The sequence below is a fragment of the Halorussus litoreus genome, from assembly GCF_003382685.1.
Taxonomy (GTDB): Archaea; Halobacteriota; Halobacteria; order Halobacteriales; family Haladaptataceae; genus Halorussus; species Halorussus litoreus.
The window spans coordinates 59,750-78,362 of the sequence record NZ_KZ859510.1 but is presented as its reverse complement, the minus strand read 5'-3'; the positions used below and the strand labels follow the sequence as shown (position 1 = coordinate 78,362).

General features: G+C 66.6%; 18 protein-coding genes. 5 read left to right on the top strand and 13 right to left on the bottom strand.

All coding sequences use genetic code 11. From position 1 onward, the window contains the following. Window positions 1–36 precede the first annotated feature (36 nt). A complete protein-coding gene (locus DPQ64_RS04985) occupies window positions 37–570 on the bottom strand; it encodes a DUF7858 family protein (RefSeq protein ID WP_115863252.1) in 534 nt (177 codons plus the stop codon). Window positions 571–763: 193 nt separating this feature from the next. Here DPQ64_RS04985 and DPQ64_RS04980 point away from each other — a divergent pair, with 193 nt between their 5' ends. Beyond that, window positions 764–1,639, top strand: a complete 876-nt coding sequence (locus DPQ64_RS04980) for a transcription initiation factor IIB (protein WP_115863251.1) — start codon at window positions 764–766, stop codon at window positions 1,637–1,639. Between the two features lie 38 nt (window positions 1,640–1,677). On the opposite strand, the gene DPQ64_RS04975 is transcribed toward DPQ64_RS04980, so the two are convergent. From DPQ64_RS04975 to DPQ64_RS04925, 12 genes are all read right to left on the bottom strand, one after another. Further along, a complete protein-coding gene (locus DPQ64_RS04975) occupies window positions 1,678–2,379 on the bottom strand; it encodes a nucleotide-binding protein (protein WP_115863250.1) in 702 nt (233 codons plus the stop codon). Next, window positions 2,376–2,990: a DUF7857 domain-containing protein gene (locus DPQ64_RS04970; RefSeq protein WP_115863249.1), complete on the bottom strand. Its 615-nt coding sequence runs from the start codon at window positions 2,988–2,990 to the stop codon at window positions 2,376–2,378. The genes DPQ64_RS04975 and DPQ64_RS04970 overlap by 4 nt, the downstream gene beginning before the upstream one ends. 483 nt (window positions 2,991–3,473) lie before the next feature. Continuing rightward, window positions 3,474–4,328: a DUF7856 family protein gene (locus DPQ64_RS04965; RefSeq protein WP_115863248.1), complete on the bottom strand. Its 855-nt coding sequence runs from the start codon at window positions 4,326–4,328 to the stop codon at window positions 3,474–3,476. Then, window positions 4,325–4,687, bottom strand: a complete 363-nt coding sequence (locus DPQ64_RS04960; RefSeq protein ID WP_115863247.1) for a DUF7855 family protein — start codon at window positions 4,685–4,687, stop codon at window positions 4,325–4,327. The genes DPQ64_RS04965 and DPQ64_RS04960 overlap by 4 nt, the downstream gene beginning before the upstream one ends. 36 nt (window positions 4,688–4,723) lie before the next feature. Continuing rightward, window positions 4,724–5,359 carry a DUF7504 family protein gene (locus DPQ64_RS04955; protein WP_232820489.1) on the bottom strand — a complete coding sequence of 212 codons (636 nt, stop codon included), beginning with the start codon at window positions 5,357–5,359 and terminating at the stop codon, window positions 4,724–4,726. 111 nt (window positions 5,360–5,470) lie between these two features. Beyond that, the gene (locus tag DPQ64_RS04950) at window positions 5,471–5,794 is read right to left on the bottom strand and encodes a DUF7854 family protein (RefSeq protein ID WP_115863246.1); all 324 of its coding nucleotides are present in this window, start codon (window positions 5,792–5,794) and stop codon (window positions 5,471–5,473) included. 2 nt (window positions 5,795–5,796) lie between these two features. Further along, on the bottom strand, window positions 5,797–10,362 hold the full coding sequence (locus DPQ64_RS04945) for an LAGLIDADG family homing endonuclease (RefSeq protein ID WP_115863245.1): 4,566 nt from the start codon (window positions 10,360–10,362) through the stop codon (window positions 5,797–5,799). 371 nt (window positions 10,363–10,733) lie between these two features. Beyond that, a complete protein-coding gene (locus tag DPQ64_RS04940; protein WP_198662014.1) occupies window positions 10,734–12,020 on the bottom strand; it encodes a YncE family protein in 1,287 nt (428 codons plus the stop codon). Window positions 12,021–12,135: 115 nt separating this feature from the next. Continuing rightward, the gene (locus tag DPQ64_RS04935; RefSeq protein ID WP_198662013.1) at window positions 12,136–12,753 is read right to left on the bottom strand and encodes a hypothetical protein; all 618 of its coding nucleotides are present in this window, start codon (window positions 12,751–12,753) and stop codon (window positions 12,136–12,138) included. Next, entirely contained in the window at window positions 12,746–13,837 is a 1,092-nt protein-coding gene (locus DPQ64_RS04930) for a DUF3179 domain-containing protein (protein WP_115863244.1), read from the bottom strand. Before DPQ64_RS04930 ends, DPQ64_RS04935 begins: the two co-directional genes overlap by 8 nt. Window positions 13,838–13,919: 82 nt before the next feature. Beyond that, window positions 13,920–14,015 carry a DUF3179 domain-containing protein gene (locus tag DPQ64_RS19490; RefSeq protein ID WP_232820488.1) on the bottom strand — a complete coding sequence of 32 codons (96 nt, stop codon included), beginning with the start codon at window positions 14,013–14,015 and terminating at the stop codon, window positions 13,920–13,922. Window positions 14,016–14,046: 31 nt separating this feature from the next. Then, window positions 14,047–14,568: a helix-turn-helix domain-containing protein gene (locus DPQ64_RS04925; protein ID WP_115863243.1), complete on the bottom strand. Its 522-nt coding sequence runs from the start codon at window positions 14,566–14,568 to the stop codon at window positions 14,047–14,049. Window positions 14,569–15,062: 494 nt separating this feature from the next. On the opposite strand from DPQ64_RS04925, the gene DPQ64_RS04920 reads away from it, so the two are divergent. Genes DPQ64_RS04920 through DPQ64_RS04905 form a run of 4 tightly spaced genes read left to right on the top strand, consistent with a single transcriptional unit; the run spans window position 15,063 to window position 18,606 of the window. Next, window positions 15,063–16,040 (top strand): PstS family phosphate ABC transporter substrate-binding protein, encoded by a 978-nt coding sequence (locus DPQ64_RS04920; RefSeq protein WP_198662012.1) that lies wholly within the window; start codon window positions 15,063–15,065, stop codon window positions 16,038–16,040. An 8-nt stretch (window positions 16,041–16,048) separates the two neighbouring features. After that, window positions 16,049–16,963 (top strand): phosphate ABC transporter permease subunit PstC, encoded by a 915-nt coding sequence (gene pstC, locus DPQ64_RS04915; protein WP_115863242.1) that lies wholly within the window; start codon window positions 16,049–16,051, stop codon window positions 16,961–16,963. Beyond that, entirely contained in the window at window positions 16,964–17,824 is an 861-nt protein-coding gene (locus DPQ64_RS04910; protein WP_115863241.1) for a PstA family ABC transporter permease, read from the top strand. It begins immediately after the preceding gene. After that, window positions 17,821–18,606, top strand: coding sequence for a phosphate ABC transporter ATP-binding protein (locus DPQ64_RS04905; RefSeq protein ID WP_115863240.1), 786 nt, complete (start codon window positions 17,821–17,823; stop codon window positions 18,604–18,606). The genes DPQ64_RS04910 and DPQ64_RS04905 overlap by 4 nt, the downstream gene beginning before the upstream one ends. The last annotated feature ends 7 nt before the right edge of the window (window positions 18,607–18,613 follow it).

Here is an 18,613-nt window from a genome sequence, read left to right as displayed (position 1 = left end):
TCGGCGTGTCCGAGCGTGATTTCGCGGTCGTTCACGCTACTGCCGCGACAGCAGTTCGCTCGCGTCGCCCGTCGCGCCCGCGAGCGCGTCGCGCTTCTCGACCGCAGCGTCGCCGTCCGGTGCGAGCGCGCCCGTCACGACGTCGCTTGCACCCGGAATCGGCTCGTGGGTCTCGACGAACGCCGCCAGCGCGAACTCCGTCTCGGTCGCGCCGGCGAGTTCCGTCGCCTCGGCTCGCGAGAGGTCGGCCGACAGCCAGTCCCGGACGATGCGGTGGGCGTCGGGCGTCAGCGGCGAGACGCCCTCGCAGCCGAGCAGGTGCAGCGTCTTGGCCGCCGTGACGGGTGGGACGCCCGCGGCGCGTGCGCTCTCGCCGACGGCACTTCCTGCGACGTGGCCCTCGACGACGGTCGCGGCCGAGGCGGCGTCGCATGGGAGGTCGTCGGCGAACTCCGCGAGTCGCTCCCGGAGCCCCGCCTCGCCGTCCGCGGTGGCGTCGACCGACGCGACGCCGCGGTCGCACTGCTCGGTGGTCACCTCCAGCCCGTCCGCGATGTCCGAGAGCGTCACGGTCGAGGGTTGGTCGCTCTCCGACTTAAATTTCGCCCTAACTTATCGTGATTGATAATCTGCCTGCGGAGGAATCGCTACGCGGTCCGCGAGGAGCCTACCGGTTACCGGTAGGTTCGTGGCCGTGCTCTCCTGCGTTTTCCCCGCTATCGTCCGTTCTTTAAATACGATATCGGCCGAAGTTTCGACCGTGATGAGCAAAGCACGCGCGACAGCACGGACGTGCCCCGAGTGCGACGGACGACTGAACTCCGACCGCGACGAGACGGTCTGCGCCGACTGCGGCCTCGTGGTGTCGGAGGACCGCATCGACCGCGGCCCCGAGTGGCGGTCGTTCGGCGACGACGACAGCCACAAGAAGCGCACCGGCGCGCCGCTCACCCGTTCGCGCCACGACCGGGGGCTCTCGACCGAGATCGGTCACTCCAGCGACCTCCGGCTCACGGGACGCAAGCGTCGGCGGGTCGCCCGGATGCGCAAGCACCACGAGCGCGCCCGCATCGGCTCGAAGACCAACCGAAATCAGGTGTACGCCTTCACGGAGATCCGGCGGCTCGTGGGTTCGCTGACTCTCTCGGAGAACGTGCGCGACCGGTCGTGCGTCCTGTTCGAGTCTGCCCAGTCCGAGGACCTGCTCCGCGGTCGGTCATTGGAGGGGTTCGCCGCGGCGGCGGTGTACGCGACCTGCCGGACCGCAGCCGTCTCGCGCACGCTCGACGAGGTGCTGGACGCCGCCCGCGCGACCCGAAGCGAGCTCAAGACCGCCTACGACGTGATGAACCGCGAACTCGGGCTGCCGACCGGGCCGGTCGACCCCCGAGAGTACCTGCCGCGGTTCGCCAGCAAGCTCGGCCTCCCGACCGAGGTCGAGCAGGAGGCGGCCCGGCTGGTCGAACGCGGGTACGAGGAGAACCTGCTCTCCGGACGGGACCCCGGCGGGTTCGCGGCGGCGTGTCTCTACCTCGCGGCGCTCGACACCCGCCATCAGATGACCCAGAAGGAGATCGCCGCGGTAGCGGACGTGACGACCGTGACGCTCCGGTCGGCGTATCAGGATCTGACGGAGTGACGGGCGCGACACAGGACCCGAAGAGTGACGGTCGCGTCTCAGGACTCGCGGAACTGACGGACGTCGTCGACTTCTCGCGCGAGTTCACGGAACCGATCAGCGGGGGTGCTGTCGGGCGCGAGCACCGACACTGGCCAACCCTGTCGCTGCGCGCGCCGGACCCTGTCGTCGTCGGGAATCGCCACGACCGGTGCGCCGAGCGCCTCTCGGACCGAATCGGTCGATTCGGTCCGAGAGGCGCTCGTGATTCGGCAGGCACCCGCGGTCCGATTCAGTGCCACCGCGGCCAGTCCGGCGTCGAGTTCCCGGGCGAGTTCGCGCGTCCGGATGGCGTCGGCCAGCGCGTACTCCCGGGGTGCGGCGACCAGCACCGCAGCGTCGGCCGCCAGCAGGGGCATCCCCGCGTCTGCGGCCATCCCGGCGGGCGAGTCGACGACCACGCGGCCGTACGCCTCGGCGACCGCTTCGACAGTCTCGACGAGTCGCCGCGCGTCGGCCGCCCGCGCACCCGCAAGTGTGCGCCCGCACGGGAGCAGCGCGACGGGACCGTCCTCGCGCACGGCTTCGAGGGGCGCGGCCCGCCCGGCAAGCACGTCGTGGAGGTCGGGACCACGCCCGGCCGCGAGGTCGGCCATCGCGAGGTCGGCGTCCACGACCACGGCGTCGAGTTCCGCGCCGAGGTTGAGCGCGACCGTCGACTTGCCGACGCCGCCCTTCCCGCCCGCGACCGCGAGGATCACGGCGACCTCCCCGAGTCGGCGGGCGAAGGCTCGCTTTCTCGCGAGCGAAGCGCCTCGATTCTATGGGCGACGGCGTCGAGGGCCGCGCTATCGTCGGCCGTGAGTTCGTCGCCATCCCCATCATCGTCGGCCGCGCGCTCTTCGACCGCCGTCAGCCACGACGCCACGGCGTCGGGGATCGCGGACGCGGAGCGTGGCTCGGGGAGCGAGGCGGGCACGGCGTCCGCGGGCGGGCGCGCAGTTCCGAGCGCGCGCACGACGCCCTCGGGCGTGGCCTCCGAAGCGACGGGGCCACCGTCTCGATCCTCAGTTTTTCCTGCACGTTCGGTTTCCCCGGCGCGCTCGGTCCAGACGAGTTCGGCCGGGGGCTCGGCGGGCGGTGCGGGGCAGGCGTAGCCGAGCGCTCGGGTCGCCCCGGCCGCGACGACGCCCTCGAAGCCGCCGTCGTCCCACCCGGCCTCTGGGACGCCCTCACGCCGCGGCGGCCGAATCGGGCCGTCGAGTCGGTTGGCGACTCGAACGCGGCGCGGGGTCGGTGTCGGGTTCTCGACGACGAGCGTCACCAGCGAGACTCCGGCGCGCGATTCGACGCGCCAGTCGAGGTTCACCATGGCCCGGTTTCGTCGCCCCATCGGTGATAAAAATACGTGTGAATCGAGAGTAACACGGGACGATTTCGGGAGCTCAGCTTTCTCGGTATACGCGAACTCCACATTCGACCCCGGCGCGCGCCGGCCTCATCATCCACCTCGGCGCGCGCTGGCGCGCCCTCCGTGGCGCGCCAAATCGCGCGAGGGACGAGCATCGCAACGAAGTGAGAAGCGCAGGAGGCTGGGGAGGTCTGAGGCCCGCGGTCGCGGTGCTGTGCGGTTGCGGTTCTCATATGCCTCGGCAGTAGCTAGCTGCCAATCTCTTCACAACAGAATTAGACGCGACGTCGAAGCAAACTACTGCTTGAGCCTAGGAGTCACCGCACAGCAACCGCACCACACCGCAACCACGCCACAACCGCACCGCATCCCACCGCACCCACGCCGCACTACACCACACCATACCGCAACCCCACACCAGTTCGCGACTCAAACGTTCGTCGCTCAAACCCGAAGTACCGGAGCGTCGAGCCATCGGACTGCCGCCGCGGGCATCTCGAAGGGGTCCGCACCGCGGGCCACCACCACGGGCGCGTCCAGCTCCGCGACGCGGGCAACCGCGAGCGCAGTTCTCACGTCCTCCGAGAAATCGCCCTCGGGAACCGCGTCCCGTGCCGCCTCGAAGTCCTCGCTCACGCGCTCGGCGAGGTGATCACGAGCGGCGCGGCGGAGGTTGCCCGCGCGGTCCTCCAACCGCAGTCGCTCGCGTCGCGTCTCGCGATGCTCGCGCGCTCGCTCGCGGGCGCGGGCCAGCGCCTGCTTGGCGGCGATGCGCTCGGTCTCGACTTCTGAGAGACGGCGCGTGGCCTCGGCGAGGTCGGCCTCCGCGCTCTCCAGGTCGACCTTCGTCTCTCCATAGTCGGCCTCCACGTCTTCGGAATCGTCCTCGACCTCGCGGAGCGCCTGCACGCGGCCCTGAAGCGTGGCGACGCGCTCGCGCCACTCGGCCTCGGCGTCGCTGGCGTCCGCCACGCGCTCGCGGGCTCGCCGGAGGTCGACCGCCGGCGGGTCGAGTTCGGCGAGGCGCTCGCGGACCGCGGCGAGTTCCTCGGCCTGTGGGGCGGCGTGACCCCGCGAGCGCGCGCCGGCAGCGAGGGCGGCCCGCGGCGAGACGCTGACGGTCGCGGTAATCACGCCGACGTGGTCGTGGACCGGCCCCGGGTCCGGGGACTCGCCACGCACGACTCGTGCCACAGCTCTCGGACTCAAGTCGAAATCGCCGTCGAGCGCGCGGAGGTCGACGGCCCGACCCTCACGGACCACCTCACCCCGGTCGGCGTCGCGCACGCGAACCCTCATTCTCGTGACTCGGCGGACTCCCGCAGTTCCGCGTCGCGCATCGACTCGACCGCGGGGTGGTCGGTCCCGGCAGCGAACGCGGCGTACGGAGTGCTCGGGTGCTCGCGGTCCTCGTAGGCCGCAGCGGCGTCCTGGACCGTCTCGGGCACCGCCGCGAACTCGTTGAACGGTGCGGTGCGCTCGACCTGCACGTCACCAGCGTGTTTCGCTCGGAGCCGGAGCGCGAGGAACGCGCCGAGTTCGGTCGCTTCCAGCAGGGCCGCGCGGCCCAAGCGTTGGACGACAGTCTCCTCGTGCCCGTTGCAGACGTTCCGGAGCGTCTGCCGGGCGGCTCGCGAGTAGGTCACGACGAGCAGCACAGGGTTTATTTCTGCGCCACCGGGTTTAAAAATTCACTATCGACTGCGGACGGTCCACCCGTCCTCCTCCAGTTCGACCACCGTGTCGAACAGCGAGGTGAGCGTGCTGACCGTCTGCTGGTCGCACGCGTCGGGGTCGAGGTGGAAGTGGGCGGTCACGTCAGCCGCGTCGAACCGACCGGTCAGAACGTGGAGGAACTTGTACACGGTCTGGAGGTCGGCGTACTGGAGTAGCGCCGTCAGCGAGTCGAAGCACGCGACGGCCTCGTTACCGTCGCCGTCCCACTCCTTGAGGATCTCGCTGAGCGTGATTCCCAGTCCGGTCAGGTCGCCCGGACTGGTCAGCGTCTCCACGAGTTCGTCGCCCGGGCGGGTCGACGAACCGCCACCCGACGCCGCCGAGGCCGACCGGGTAGTCTCGCCGACGCTGACGAACTGCAGGTTCCGGGGTCGCTCCCCGGCGTGAGCGAGCCAGTCTTGGATACAGTCGTCCGGCGAGCGCGTGTAGGTGACCCACAGCACGTCCTGCTCGCGGGGGTCGTCGACCGAGAGCAGGCCGAGACACGCGTCGTCGGTCGCGGCGTGGATCGAGGGCGCGAGCAGCAGGACGGACGACCCTCTCTCGACCGCGTCAAGGACCGGTTCGTTTCCGCCGTGACCCTCGGATTTCATCGGTAGCGTGGGTTCCCGTCAAGACTCCAGCGAGCGTCCGGGTTGAATGAATGGTTCTATGGGAAGCGGGCTTATTTATTTTCCCATCTGAAGCCCCACACGAGTGACGTGTCAGCCCACCTGTTCGAGCTCGAACTCCAGCGATTCGGCGTCCGGTGGGTCGGCGTCCCGTGATTCGGCGTCCGACGACTCGGCGTCGAGCAGGTCGGCTACGCGAGCGCGAGCCTCCGACCGCGACTCGGCCACGACGACGAGGCCGTCCGCGCGGTCGTCGCCCGACGCGCGGTAGGCCGACAGCGTCTCGTCTTCGAACTCGGTGGCGTACGTCCGGAGGACGGTCACGACGCGGCGCTCGGTCGCGTCGAGGTCGGCCTCGCCGGTCTCGAACTCGGCGAGCGCTTCTTCGATGTTCCGGAGGGCGGAGATTCGGTCCATCGTCAGGTCGTCCGCAGGTGGTCGGTCGAGGGCTCGTACACCTCGCCCTTCTGTTTGAGCTTGTCTATCTCGTGTTCGGCCTTCGACTGCTCCATGCCGATCTCGTCGGCGCGGGACATCACCTCGTCGACGGGCGCACCTTCGTCGTAGTCCTCCTCGATCTCGGAGATGAGCTGCTTGAGGTTCTTGATGCGGTCGCGCTGGGTCTTCGAGGTGCCCGTCTCGACCACGTCGGCGTCGAACTGGCCCGTCTCGGGGTCGACGCCGATGTCTTGCAGACACGACCGGGTGATTCGCACGGAGCGCTCGGCGTCCTCGACCTCCACGCTGTCCGAGAGACGCACGCGGGCGCTGGCCTCCGCGAGACGAACGAGGGCCTCCAGCTTCCGAGCGGTTACGGGGACGGGCGCGTCCTCGTCGGCCCCCTTCGTCCGGAGGTCGACGTAGAAGTCCTCGATGACTTCCTTGGCGTCCTCGGTCATCGTCGGGAAGCAGTTGCGCTTCGAGTACGCGATGTACTTGCGCAACAGGTCGGGGTCGATGGCGGGCGCGACCTGATCGGTCTGGCTGTCGACCTCCTCCTGCGTGATGTTGGGCGCGCTCATCTCCGTGCGCTGGGTGTTCAGCTGACCCGCGTAGTTCGTCTGCAGGATGTGTTCGGCCAGCCGGCGGTCCTCCTCCTCGTTGGGCTTGTCGGTGACCGTGAAGATGAGGTCGAACCGCGAGACGAGCGCGGGTTCGAGGTCGATCTGCTCACCGATGGGCTCGTACTGGTCGAACCGACCGTACTTGGGGTTGGCCGCCCCGAGGAGCGAACACCGGGACTTGAGCGTGGCGTTGATCCCGGCCTTCGAGATGGAGATCTTCTGCTGTTCGAGCGCCTCGTGCATCGCCGACCGGTCCTCGGAGTTGTGGACCACCATCCCGCTCGCGACGAAGTTGTGCGTTCCCTCGACCGTCAAGTCGTAGACCTTGGGTTTCCTGCTCGCCTCGATAGCGTCGACCAATCGCTCCACCTCGTCCCGGACTACCCGGATGCGGTCGAGCGCGACCGACTCGACCTCGGGGAACCGATCCGTCTCGACCTCGCCGTTGAACCACCGCGAAACTGTCGACTGTGCGACGTCGAGATCGCGAGCGAGGTCGGTGAACGAGACGCCGTGGCGGTCGATTTCCGCACCGAGCGCGTCCCACGAACCCGTGGACGGGTCGACTGCCAGTAGGTGTCGTCCCATCTCGACGGCGTCCTCGGGCGAACAACCGAGTACGTCCGCGAGTTTCCCCCGGAGCAGCCGGGTCCTGTCGCCGGACGCTTCGGCCGCCGTCGTCTCGACAGCGTCGATGCGCCGCCACTTCACGTCTCCGCGGACCAGCGACCGGAACTGGGCGAGATCCGTCCCTGCCACCGACTCGACGACTTCGTGGAGACGCTCGATGACCAGCTCGCGGAGTTCGTCGCTTTCGCCCCACTCGCGCGAAATCGCTGGTTGGGTGTACGTGGTACCGTCGGCGAGTTCTGCCTGCGAGACGTGATACCGGTCTTTCACCGCGTCGAGCGTCGTCCAGTTGCATTCGCCGGCCAGCGTTTCCATCGTGGTCTCGGCGTCCGCCTTGCGATCCTCGAACGCTGCGAGGATGTTCCGAGCGAGACGGAGCGACACGTTGGCGTCGCCGTTCTCGAAGTTGCAGTACGTCACGTCGCCGATGCCGCATTCGGACTGATGAAGCCGAAGCGACTCCCGGATATCCGCGAGCAGGCCACCGCATTCGGGAATTACGTCGAGTATCGTCCTGTCGCCGGACGACGCCTCGCAGACCGCTTCGAGCGCCGACTGTTTCCTGTCGAGCGTGAACCCGACGTGACGGTCGAACGCGTCGAGCGAATCCGCCGCCGTGATGGCGAGCACGTGAACGTCGCGTCTGCTATCGCGTTCTTTCGTCTGGATCTGGGTCGACACGTCGAACTCCAGCAGTAGGCTCTTGACGCCCAGCAGCAGTTCGTAGCTCGACGAATGTATCTTGACGTTGCCGGTGGCGACGTCGACGCTGCCTTCGCTGTCGGCCAGCGCTCGGACGAATGCCGCCTTCGTGGCGGCCGACGCATCTGTGACGCCCTCGGGGAACGCCTTGTCGTCGTACGTTTCGAGGTTCATTCCGGCGTCGAGGACCGCGTCGGCGTACTCCCGGCCCGACAGTCGAACGGTCTCGACGCCGTCGTCGCGCTGTTCGCTCGGAGGGCGTACGGTCGTGGCGTCGAAAGCGTCGCGACACGCTCGCTCGAAGTCGGTCAGTAGCTGTTCTTCTTTGTTGATGAACCGAATTCCGTAGACGCCCTCGTCGCGGTCGTAGTAGACGTTCCCGTCGCCCGATAGATAGCCGAGTACGGCACCCATCGCGGGCTCCATCCTCGCGGTACTCTCACTCGGAACAGCCCGAGAGGCGACCGTTCCCCCGTCTGCCGCCGGCTGCGAGAGACGACGAGGGACGTACACCCAGTCGCCGGGGGCGAGGTCGGCGGCGGGCTTCTCGACCCGCTCGCCGTCCTCGAGCGCGAAGAACGGATGGTCGCGAGTCGCCGTCAACTCCTCGCCGGATTCGACCGTGACCGTGGTGAGTTCGTCCGGCGCGTCGTACTCGTGGACTGCCGTGACCGGGCGCTTGACGAGTCGATCGTCGTCGGTCATCGTCCACGCCTTGATGCCCACGTCGCGTATCGTCCGGCCGTTCGGGAGTTCTTCGATGGTGCCGGCGTCGGCCGCTTCGCGCGCGACGTCCCGGATGCGCGAGACTCGTCCGTCGCCGAGGTGGACCAGCGTGTCGCCGGTCACGCATCGCATCTTGTCCAGTTCGTCCACTGCCGCGATGCCCTTGTCCGCGAGCACCAGCGCGCCGGCTTCGAGCGACCACTGCTGGCCGTCGCCGAAGTCGTCTCTCACAGCAGCTGCGGTGAGGCCAGCGCTCGACGACCCCTTCCCGGAGGTGTACACCGAGCGCGGCGCGATGTTCTGGACGTACGAGATCATCTGGGAGTTGTGCGAGACGACGTTGTTCGAGAGGTAGTTGTGCGTCCCCTCGACTTCGAGGTCGTACACCCAGTCGTAGTCCGGAGTGACGGTTTCGATGGACGTGATTTCGGATTGGCTTACCCTCGAACCGAGAGTCTGAGTTGGAGGTTGCTGAACGCCAGCCGTAGCCTCGACGCCGCCATCGGTCATAGCTACGGAATTCGCATCGTGAACAGCCACGGAGTCCCCCTCTCGAAGCCCTTCAGCCCGAACTGCCTCGAACGCGCCATCCGCCTGAACGAAGAGCGGATGCGACGGCGTAACTTCGAGTTCCGTCCCACTCGCCGTCTGAATCCGATACATCTCGTCCGGAGCCTCCCGCTTCCAGACCTTCGTCGCGCGCTTTTGAACGAGTGTTCCGTCGTCGTCCATCGACGGAAGCGGAATATCGACCTCCTGGTACACGCCGTCGTCGACCGGCTTCGGGTCGTCGAGGTTGGTTTCGACGATTTCGCGGATGGGCTTCTCGGTCCCGTCCGCGAGCGTGACCTTCGTATCGCCTTCGAGACACTTACCCGTACCGGGGTCACCGATCAGCAGCATGTGCAGGTCGCCCCGAATCCGGGACTCGTCGGGGAGATGCTTCGTCACACCGGAGAACAACTGGAGGATCATCGCGAGCTTCTCCTCGTCGTAGCCGTAGATGGCCGGAGCCATCGAGGCGACCATCTTGTCGTAGATGTCGTCCTCGTTCGAGAGTTCGACGATCTCCTTCTTGTCCTCGTCGGTGATGTCCATCTCCTCGAACTCCTCGTCCTCGATGGTGACCGACATGCCGTCCATGTACACGTCGAACACCGCGGACTTCTCCTGATCGTTGCCCTGCTGTTCGAGGTGGAGGATGCCCGTGACCGTGACGTGGTCGCCGGGCGTCACGTTGCCCGTGATGTCGTCCTCGATGTGCACGTCGATGCTCTGGGGCGTCTCCCCGCCGCGGAGGCCTTCGGGGCTCTCCTGGATGCGGAGCTTCTGGGAGTCGACGAACTCCGACTGGTCGAAGTTGATCTGGAACGGGCCCTGTCGCTCGCAGCCCTGACACTCGTGGGGCTCCTGGAAGTCGCCGCTGCTCTGGGGGATGTAGGTCAGGGTGCCACAGCGCTGGCACTCGAAGGCGGCCTCCTGTATCTTCGGCCGGACGTTGGTCGCCTTCCGGACGATGCCCTGCACGCTCACGAGATTGTTGACGTGTCGCGCGCGGATGGCCCGGATGTCCGTGTGCTGGTCGAGGGTCTCGACGCGCACGTGGGCCTGCCCGAGGCTCACGTCCACCGGGAGGTCGTAGAGCCGCAGTGCCTCCTCGGCGTACTCGCGGTGCTGCTCGGGCTGGGAGATGAAGTCGTCGGCGAGGTCGGCGTCGAACCTGTAGAGGTCGGTCCAGTCGACGAACAGCGAGCGCTGCTCGCCGGGGTAGTTCTGCGCGAGTTCGCCGATCTCGTCGCTGTAGTACCGCCGGTAGAACTGCTCGAAGGTGTCGATGAGTTCCGTATTTTCCGCGCGAGCCATTCACCCACTCTTAGTTCCTCATCCGATAAGAAGTTTCGTGATGCGGACCGGAAGTGGAGCTGTCGGTGCGGGGGAGTTGGAGCGTCGGCGCAGACGTGACGACTGGAGGACGGCGACGCTTGCGAATGGCGACGACGAGCGACAAGTGACCGACTCTGTTACATCGCGTTCCGAAGCAGGACGGTGGGTGGTCCGACCGGCATCACTCACCGCCGCCGCAGCCATGTAGACAAGAATAATTGTACCATTTTGGTTCTAATCGAGTCCCGCGACTCTTTCGAAATACGGATTGTGGGAGCGGCTACGTCCCGGAACTGGCGATTGATAACGGAGAGGATGCAAAGCGAAGCCCCCATCTACGACAGGCGTCGCTACAACTGGTGACCGCACGCACAGTTTCCGATACAGTAGGTCGTTCCCGCTTCGGAGAGTTCGACGCCGAGCGTCGCCAACGTTCCCAACGCGTTCGCGGCGGCGTCCTCCTCGGGGCGGACGGTCGCCGCCGTCGCGCCGTAGGGGTTCGCACCGACCGGAATCGTCGCGGCGAGTTCGCGGCTCGCGTGGTCGATGACTTTCACCTCGTCGTTCGTCTGCACGGGGACGTAGAGTCGCTCGCGGTTCGGTCCCCACGTCCCGACGAAGGCTTTGCCGCCGAGGTCGATGCGCTCGGCCACCGAACCGTCGGCGAGGTCGATCACCGTGACGTCGTTCGTTCCGGGCGTGAACACGTACCCCGTCTCCGAGTCGGGGCCGATCTCGCTCGTGAGCGGCCGCTCGCCGAGTCCGTCCTCGCTCGTCAACCGGACCGTCTCCGTGGGCGCTGCCGGGTCGCTGACGTCCCAGATGCTCTCGGTGCCGGTCGCGCCCTCGTCGTTCTCGACGAGCATCACGTCCCCGTCCCAGCCTGCCGTCGCCATCCACGGCCGGGCGGCGTCCGCATCCCCGACTGTCGGAACCTGAATCTGCGTTTCGAGTTCGAACGCCTCGACGTCGACGACCGACAGCGTGTCGCCGAAGATGTCCGGCACGTAGGCGTACTCGCCGCCGGGATGAATGGTGACGTCGCAGGGACCGGGGCCGTCCCTGTCGCCCCGCCCGCCTTCGTCAGTCCGGTCGATCTCCGCGGTAACCTCCCCGAACGAGTCGGACTCCGGGTCGGCGTCGAGGCGGTACTGGGCGTGGGCCGGTTCGCGTGCGCTCACCACGAGGTGGTCGCCGTCCGGCGTCACCTCCAGCCAGTTCGCGCCCGAGCCGGTCTCTATCGCCGCCGCCTCCGAGAGCGATCCGACCGCTACCGCCCGCACTCCGCGGTCGACGTTGAGCCAGAGCGGGTCGTCCGGGGCGTCGGTCAGCCCCGGTGCGAACTGGTTCGACGGGAACGACGCCGTCACGCCGAGGTGCGGCGTCGCGACGACCTCGTCGACTTCGGCGTCGACGACGCTGACCGTCTTGTCGCCGGTGTTGAACACGAAGACGGTCTCGCTATCCGTCTCCGCCCCTGTCTGCACCGACTCGGAGGAGGTGCCGGTACAGCCGGCGGTCGCGGTCGCGCCGGCAGCCACCGACCCCGACAGCAGTCGGCGGCGCGAGACGTTCCGCGTTCCCGATTGCGCTCCCCGGTTCGGATACAGCGGGCCGCTCTCGGAGTCGTCGGTCATGACTGTCCGTGTTCGAACGGGGGACACTCCTATCAGCGTACTGCCTCCGAGAGTCGTCGTCCCAACGGTCGGCGAGCTACCCTCGACGCGGAACGGACCGGAATGCTAATCGGACTCAGTACGCGGCCGGATCCACCTTCTGTCCGACCCAGACGACGCTCCCGAGGAGCAGTATCGCGGCGAGCGGGAGCAGCGCGTCGAACGCGGTCAGCAGGACTCCAGACGCCTGTATCCCGAGGACGAGGAAGATCACCGGGCCACAGCACGCGGCCCCTGAAAGCAGCGCCGGGAGTCCGGCGACCGCGCCGGCCGACGACGAGGCGATTCCGCACGCCTTCGGTTGCGTCCACGCGAGGTAGGTCAGCGCGAGATTTAGTCCGACCAATCCGCCGAGACCCACGCCGATGGCCGCGTTCACCGGCGAGAGCAGGTACGTCAGCCCGGGGAGTTCGACGCGAGCCACCGGTTCGAACTCCCCGTAGCTCATCGGCTCGAACGCCCGCGAAAGCGGGTCGTCCACGACGAGCAGGGAGACGGCGTCGCCTCGGAACGAGAGCTGCCCGATAGCGATCAGGTACGCGAAGAGATAGCCCACTCCGATTACGACCAGCACGACCTGCGCGTCGCGTCGCCGCAGTACCATTCCGACGGCGACGCGAGTTCGGGAGAGCGCCCCAGTCGCTCGCGTGCGCCAGTTCGCCGTCTCGTCGGCTATCGTCGTCCCGTCAGCCATCGGTCTCCCCACCGTAGACGCGAGTGTTCGGGTAGAAACCAGCCCACGCGAACCACATCACGTCGTAGGCGTACGCGCGGTCGAGCGGGAGGTCGTCGGGCGCATACGCGTCTCCATCCACGACCACTTCCCCGTCGGCCTCGCTCACGGAAACACCGTCCGGGTTGTGGTAGACGTACGCGGTGTCGAGTGCCGGGCTGTAGACGGCGACGACCGGCGTTCCGGCGAGTTCGCCCTCGATAACCCCTCGCTCCCGGAGGGCGTCCTTCACGAAGGCAGTCGCACCGTCCCCCGTCCGGACGCCGATCACCATCTTCTTCGACGGATACCGGTCGTCGTTCCGGAGCCGCTCGAACAGCGTATTACTGCTGGTGTAGTACCCGCCGCGGGGGTTGTAGGTGCCGTACGGGTCACGACCGTAGTCGCGGAGGTAGCCGGTGTCCTCCGAGAGGACCGCCGTCTCGGGATGGCGCGTCTTCCAGTTCTCCCACGTCGTCCAGACGAGCCGAAACTCCCGAAGCGACCGCCCTTCGTGCGTTCCGTCGATGGCCGTCGCCAGCATCTGGGGCCACCGGCTGTCGGTCGCGCGGTCGTACATCACGAGGTTGTTGTTCAGCAGGTTCCCCGACACGCCGAAGGTCGTCTCGCCGCGCTCGAACCCCATCGCAGTCCCCGTGAGCGGGCAGTACGTGACGCTCACCGGCGTCCCGTCGAGCGCGTCGTTCACGATCTCGTGGTGGACCAGCACGTACTGCGGGTACGCCTTGACGTCCTCGCCCTTCGCGACCCCGAACACCACGTCGCCGGGGTCGAGCCGCTGGTCGGCGTCCGCGACGCCGGTGAACGTCGGTTCGTCGATGCTCGGGATGCCGTCTTTCGGTGGCCCGCCCGACAGCACTTCGTCTCGGAGTCGTTCGAACGAGTACTCGACCAGCAGTCGGTCGTCGGCGAGCGGTACTTTCTGGTCGTCTTGGCGTCGGTCCTGCGAAGCTGCGTCCCCGGTGAGGACCCCGTTCATCCCGTACGTGGCCGCTACCGATCCGCCCGCCCCAAGTAGGAGTGCTCGTCTCGAAGTGCGAGCCATACCGGTACCACGTCACTGACCGTCATAGGTTCACGCCGGTCGTGCGCGCCGAGGACACAGTCGCGCGTCCGTTCTCCCACGATCAGCTCGCCGGGCGCGCGCCGAAACACGCCGCGTCGAAGACGGGGTCGTCGATGCTCGGGATGGCGTCTTTCGGGAGGACCTCGCGGACGTTCATCGGCGGAATTTCGAACGCAGAGCTGACAGTACTACTCGTCCCAGTAGATGCCGGCGGAGTTGCGATCGCTCCGGTCGGCTCGCGCCAGTGCCGCCACCTTTTCGCGGTTGACGTTCTCGACGAGTTCGAGCGCCTCGTCCAGCCACGCGTAGAGACCAGCAGTCAGTTGCTGGCGTACTTCTTCGACGTCGACCGGCGAGTACACGTGGACGTGCCCGCCGTCCGTGAGAAGCCGCCGGCGTTTCTCCAGCAGGCCAATGTCGGTCAGGTGGTTGAGTTGTCTGCTGACGGTGCTTCGGTCCACGTCGAGGTGCTCCGCGATCTCTCCAGCGGTGGATTCGCCGTCCTCCATGAGATGGACGCAGATGGTTATCCCCGTCTCGGAGATGCCGAACACGTCCCGAAGCACGACGGCCAACTCCGGGCTCTTGGCCGGCGGCGCCTCCGGGTGTGGTCGGCTCTCCTCGTGAGAATCGGATGCCGAGTCGTCGACCGTGACCTTCCCACAGTGCTGACACTCGTACACGTCACGCCCCGCGTCAGTAGTTCCCATGGACAGGGGTTCGCCGTGGAGAACCAAGTTCGTTAGGTGAGTTGCAGGTAAGTGTAGTTCGCGCGAGCGGTGGTCGGAGAATCCCCAAACACCGGCGGGAAACTACGAGCAAGGCCGTCGATCAGGCCACCGCCGAAGTGCAAGGCAGTCTCATCGCGCCGGAGACCGCCGCGATTCTCGGCATCGACGAGTTACTCGTCAACGCGGAAATCGAGCGGTCAGTCCGCGTTAACTCCCAGTAGGTAGTTCGTTGGCGTCCGTTCTCAACGTGGAACCAGATTCCCATAATGAAAAGTATACTTCTCTTACGTACCGGCAATATGTTCTGTTTCGAGCCGGCAGTTCCGGAACACTCCGCCGGTTGAACCCCGACCGCTTGCGTTTTTCACGGTCCCACAGTCGATGTAGTGGCAATAAGTGTTTCCACCGGCAACCACCGCAAAATTTTGACGGCATGATTCGGGTTTTAGGTCCGTCCCTCCTTCCATCTGGAAGTGAACGACACACCCACTCGCCGGGAGGCGTTGCAGCTTCTCGGTGTCGGTTCAGTTGCGTCACTCGCCGGCTGTTCCGGCGTCCTCCGTAGCGGTGACAGCCAGAACTCGATCCGCATCTCCGGTGGCGTCGGCCCACTGCCCATGGTGCAGGTGTGGGCGGAGGAGTACCGGCAGAACAACGACGTCTCTATCGATATCTCCGGCGGCGGCACCGGCGTCGGCGTCTCCGACGTGTTGAACGACCAGGTCGACGTCGCGATGATGGGCCGCGCACCAACCCCAGAGGAGCGTGACCAAGGCCTCTTCGCGGTCCCGATGCTTCGCGACACCGTCGTCGGTACCGTCAACCCGGAGAATCCCGTTCTCGACGCGATTCAGGAGCAGGGCCTCTCCCGGGCCGACCTGGAAGCCATCTTCACCCGCGAAGTCACGACGTGGGGCGAGGTCGTCGACGCCGAGTCCGACGCGGAGATAACGGTTTACGGACGCTCAGACGCCTCTGCGGCGTACAAGAAATGGGCGACGTTCGTCGGGGACTACACCCAAAGCGAACTCGCCGACCAGACCGACGGAAACTTCGACGGCGACCAACAGGTCGCGCAAGCAATCGGCAAGGAACCCACGGCTATCGCGTTCAACAACGTCAACTACATCTGGGACTTCGAGACTGGCGAACTCTCGGGGAACGTCCGACCGGTCCCACTCGACCTGAACGACAACGACGCCCTCGACGAGAACGAGTCCTTCTACAGCTCCCGCGACGAGTTCCTGTCCGCGGTCGAGGACGGCACGTATCCGGCACCGCCCGCCCGCGAGATGTTCCTCGCCTCGAAGAACGGCTTCGGCTCGACCGCGAAACCGTTCGTCGAGTGGGTCCTCACCGACGGCCAGTCGATGGTCCGGGACAACGGCTACGTGCCGCTGGACCAGAGCCGCCTCGAGGAAGCCAACCAAAAACTCGAAGACGGGGCCTGAAGGGCCAGATGAGCAACGAGAGCACCAGACTGCGCCGTCGGTTGGCCGTGGAAGGGGCGAGCAGCGTCTGGTTTCGCGCCGCGGGCTACTTCGCCCTCCTCGTTTTCGGGGTCATCGGAGCGACGCTCGTCTGGAAGTCCCTCCCCGTCCTCACGGAGTACTCCCTCGTCGAGTTGCTCACGTCCGCGACGTGGGACCCGGCACGGAACAGCTTCGGATTCATGCCCGCTATCGTCGGGACGCTCGCCGTCTCGGGCATCTCCATGGCCATCGGTGCGCCGATAGCGATTCTCACCGCCATCTACCTCGCAGAGTACGCCACCGATCCGTGGAAGACGGTCATCTCCTCGTTCGTCGACGCGCTGGCGGCGATTCCGGGCGTCGTCTTCGGGTTGGTCGGACTCATCGTCGTGGTTCCGTTCGTCGGGGATTACCTCGCGCCGGTGTTCGGCGTGGATAGCGCCGGACAGGGTATCCTCACCGCTAGTCTGGTGATGAGCATCATCGTGACGCCCTTTATCGTCTCGCTGACCGTCGAGTCCCTCGAAGCGCTCCCGCTCGAACTCCGCGAGGCGACGCTCTCGGTGGGGGCGACGGAGTGGGAAGTGACGAAACACGTCCTCCTGCGGGCGGCGGGACCGGGTATCCTCTCGGCGCTCCTGCTCGGCTTCGGCCGTGTCTTCGGTGCGACCATCGTCCCGGCGATGCTCATCGGGAGCCAGACCCTCGTCCCGGAGACCGTCTTCTCGCCCGGACAGACGCTCACGACGATCATCGTCAACGACTTCGGCGAACTGATGTCGCTGCCGCTGACCCAGTCGGCGCTCATCTTCGTGGGCCTGCTGTTGCTCGTCGTCGTCTGGCTCTTCAACTTCGCCGCGATGCTGTTGCGGCGGCGACTCGAACGGAGGTGGCAGTACTAGATGGATCGATACACCGAACAACGAATCGCCGACGGACTCGTGCGTGCCGCGACGGCTATCGTGCTTGCCGTGCTGGTCCTGGTCGTCGGCGTGACGCTCGTCCGCGGCGGTCGCGCGCTGCTGGCGAACCCCGCAATCGTCGTCACGCCGCCCGGTTCGACGTACATGCTCGACGGGGCAGGTGGGTTCCTCCACGCGGTACTGGGGAGCCTGCTCGTCGTCGGGCCCGCGACGGTCATCTCGACAGTGCTCGCGATTTCGACCGCGACATACCTCCAGTCGGACTACTCCAGCGAACGCTTCGCGGAGTACGCCAATCTCTTCTTGAACGTCCTCTGGGGGACCCCGCCCATCGTCTACGGCGTGTTCGTGTTGACGATCATGATCGGGGCCGGCACTCGGGCAAGTCTGCTCGCCGGTATCCTCTCGATTACCGTCTTCCAGTACCCGATCATCACTCGCTACACCGACGAAGCGTTGCGCTCGGTCTCGACCGAGTTGAAAGAGACCACCTACGGACTCGGGGCGACCCGCTTCGAGACGATCCGCGTCGCGACCCGCGCGGCGCTTCCCGGCGTCGTCGCCGGCGTCATCATGGGCTTCGCCCGTGGTATCGGCGACGCCGCGACGGTCCTGTTCACCGCCGGCGGGAGCACCGCCATGCCCGGCGGCCTGCTCGAACCCGCAACGACGCTGCCGATCCTCATCTTCCAGCAGGCGACCTCGTTCAACGCCGAGGTCCGCTCGCACGCCTACGCGGCCTCGTTCGTACTCATCGTGACCGTGTTGGCGCTCATCGGTGCGTCGAAACTGCTCGCCGGGCGCTTCGCCCGGTACACACCAGGAGGCCAAAGCGAATGACCGAGACAGACACCGCTATCGAAACCGACGACCTGCGCGTAACGTACACCGCCGACCAATCCGTCGAGGCGCTGAAGGGCGTCTCCGTCGGGTTCGCGGAGAACGAACTGACGACCATCATCGGTCCATCGGGCTGTGGGAAGACCACGCTTCTAAAGTCGCTCAACCGCCTCCACGACATCGAGCCGAGCGCCGAGGTAGCGGGCGACGTGTACGTCGAGGGCGAGCCCCTCTACGACACGGATCGGCCAGTCCCCGAAATCCGGCGGAAAGTTGGCTACGTCCCCCAGACGCCCACGCCGCTGCCGATGTCGATATACGACAACGTGGCCTACGGGGCGAAACTCCACGACGACTACTCGAACGCGGAGTTAGATGACGTCGTGGAGACGAGCCTTCGGAAGGCGAACCTCTGGGACGAGGTCAACGGTCGCCTCGACGCACCCGGTGCGGGCCTCTCGGCCGGGCAGATACAGCGGCTCTGCTTGGCCCGCTCGCTCGCTGTCGACCCGGACGTGTTACTCTGTGACGAGGTCACCTCGGCGCTCGATCCGGTCTCCGCGAAGGAGGTCGAAGACACCCTCGAAACGCTCAAATCGGAGTACAGCATCGTGATGGTGACCCACAGTATGGAGCAGTCTCAGCGTATCGCCGACACCGTGGCCTTCCTCTATCTGGGCGAACTCGTCGAGAAGACCGGCGTGGAGACGTTCTTCGAGGACCCCGACGACGAGCGCACCGAACGGTTCGTCGCCGGTGAGACAATCGTCGACACTCCGTAGTCGACCT

Coding starts and splice junctions, on each gene's coding strand:
- DPQ64_RS04945 (WP_115863245.1), bottom strand. CDS start 10,362: ATGGCTCGCGCGGAAAATACGGAACTCATCGACACCTTCGAGCAGTTC.
- DPQ64_RS04930 (WP_115863244.1), bottom strand. CDS start 13,837: ATGGCTCGCACTTCGAGACGAGCACTCCTACTTGGGGCGGGCGGATCG.
- DPQ64_RS04905 (WP_115863240.1), top strand. CDS start 17,821: ATGACCGAGACAGACACCGCTATCGAAACCGACGACCTGCGCGTAACG.
- DPQ64_RS04980 (WP_115863251.1), top strand. CDS start 764: ATGAGCAAAGCACGCGCGACAGCACGGACGTGCCCCGAGTGCGACGGA.
- DPQ64_RS04955 (WP_232820489.1), bottom strand. CDS start 5,359: ATGAAATCCGAGGGTCACGGCGGAAACGAACCGGTCCTTGACGCGGTC.
- DPQ64_RS04970 (WP_115863249.1), bottom strand. CDS start 2,990: ATGGTGAACCTCGACTGGCGCGTCGAATCGCGCGCCGGAGTCTCGCTG.
- DPQ64_RS04910 (WP_115863241.1), top strand. CDS start 16,964: ATGGATCGATACACCGAACAACGAATCGCCGACGGACTCGTGCGTGCC.
- DPQ64_RS04940 (WP_198662014.1), bottom strand. CDS start 12,020: ATGACCGACGACTCCGAGAGCGGCCCGCTGTATCCGAACCGGGGAGCG.
- DPQ64_RS19490 (WP_232820488.1), bottom strand. CDS start 14,015: ATGAACGTCCGCGAGGTCCTCCCGAAAGACGCCATCCCGAGCATCGAC.
- pstC (WP_115863242.1), top strand. CDS start 16,049: ATGAGCAACGAGAGCACCAGACTGCGCCGTCGGTTGGCCGTGGAAGGG.
- DPQ64_RS04950 (WP_115863246.1), bottom strand. CDS start 5,794: ATGGACCGAATCTCCGCCCTCCGGAACATCGAAGAAGCGCTCGCCGAG.
- DPQ64_RS04925 (WP_115863243.1), bottom strand. CDS start 14,568: ATGGGAACTACTGACGCGGGGCGTGACGTGTACGAGTGTCAGCACTGT.
- DPQ64_RS04965 (WP_115863248.1), bottom strand. CDS start 4,328: ATGAGGGTTCGCGTGCGCGACGCCGACCGGGGTGAGGTGGTCCGTGAG.
- DPQ64_RS04935 (WP_198662013.1), bottom strand. CDS start 12,753: ATGGCTGACGGGACGACGATAGCCGACGAGACGGCGAACTGGCGCACG.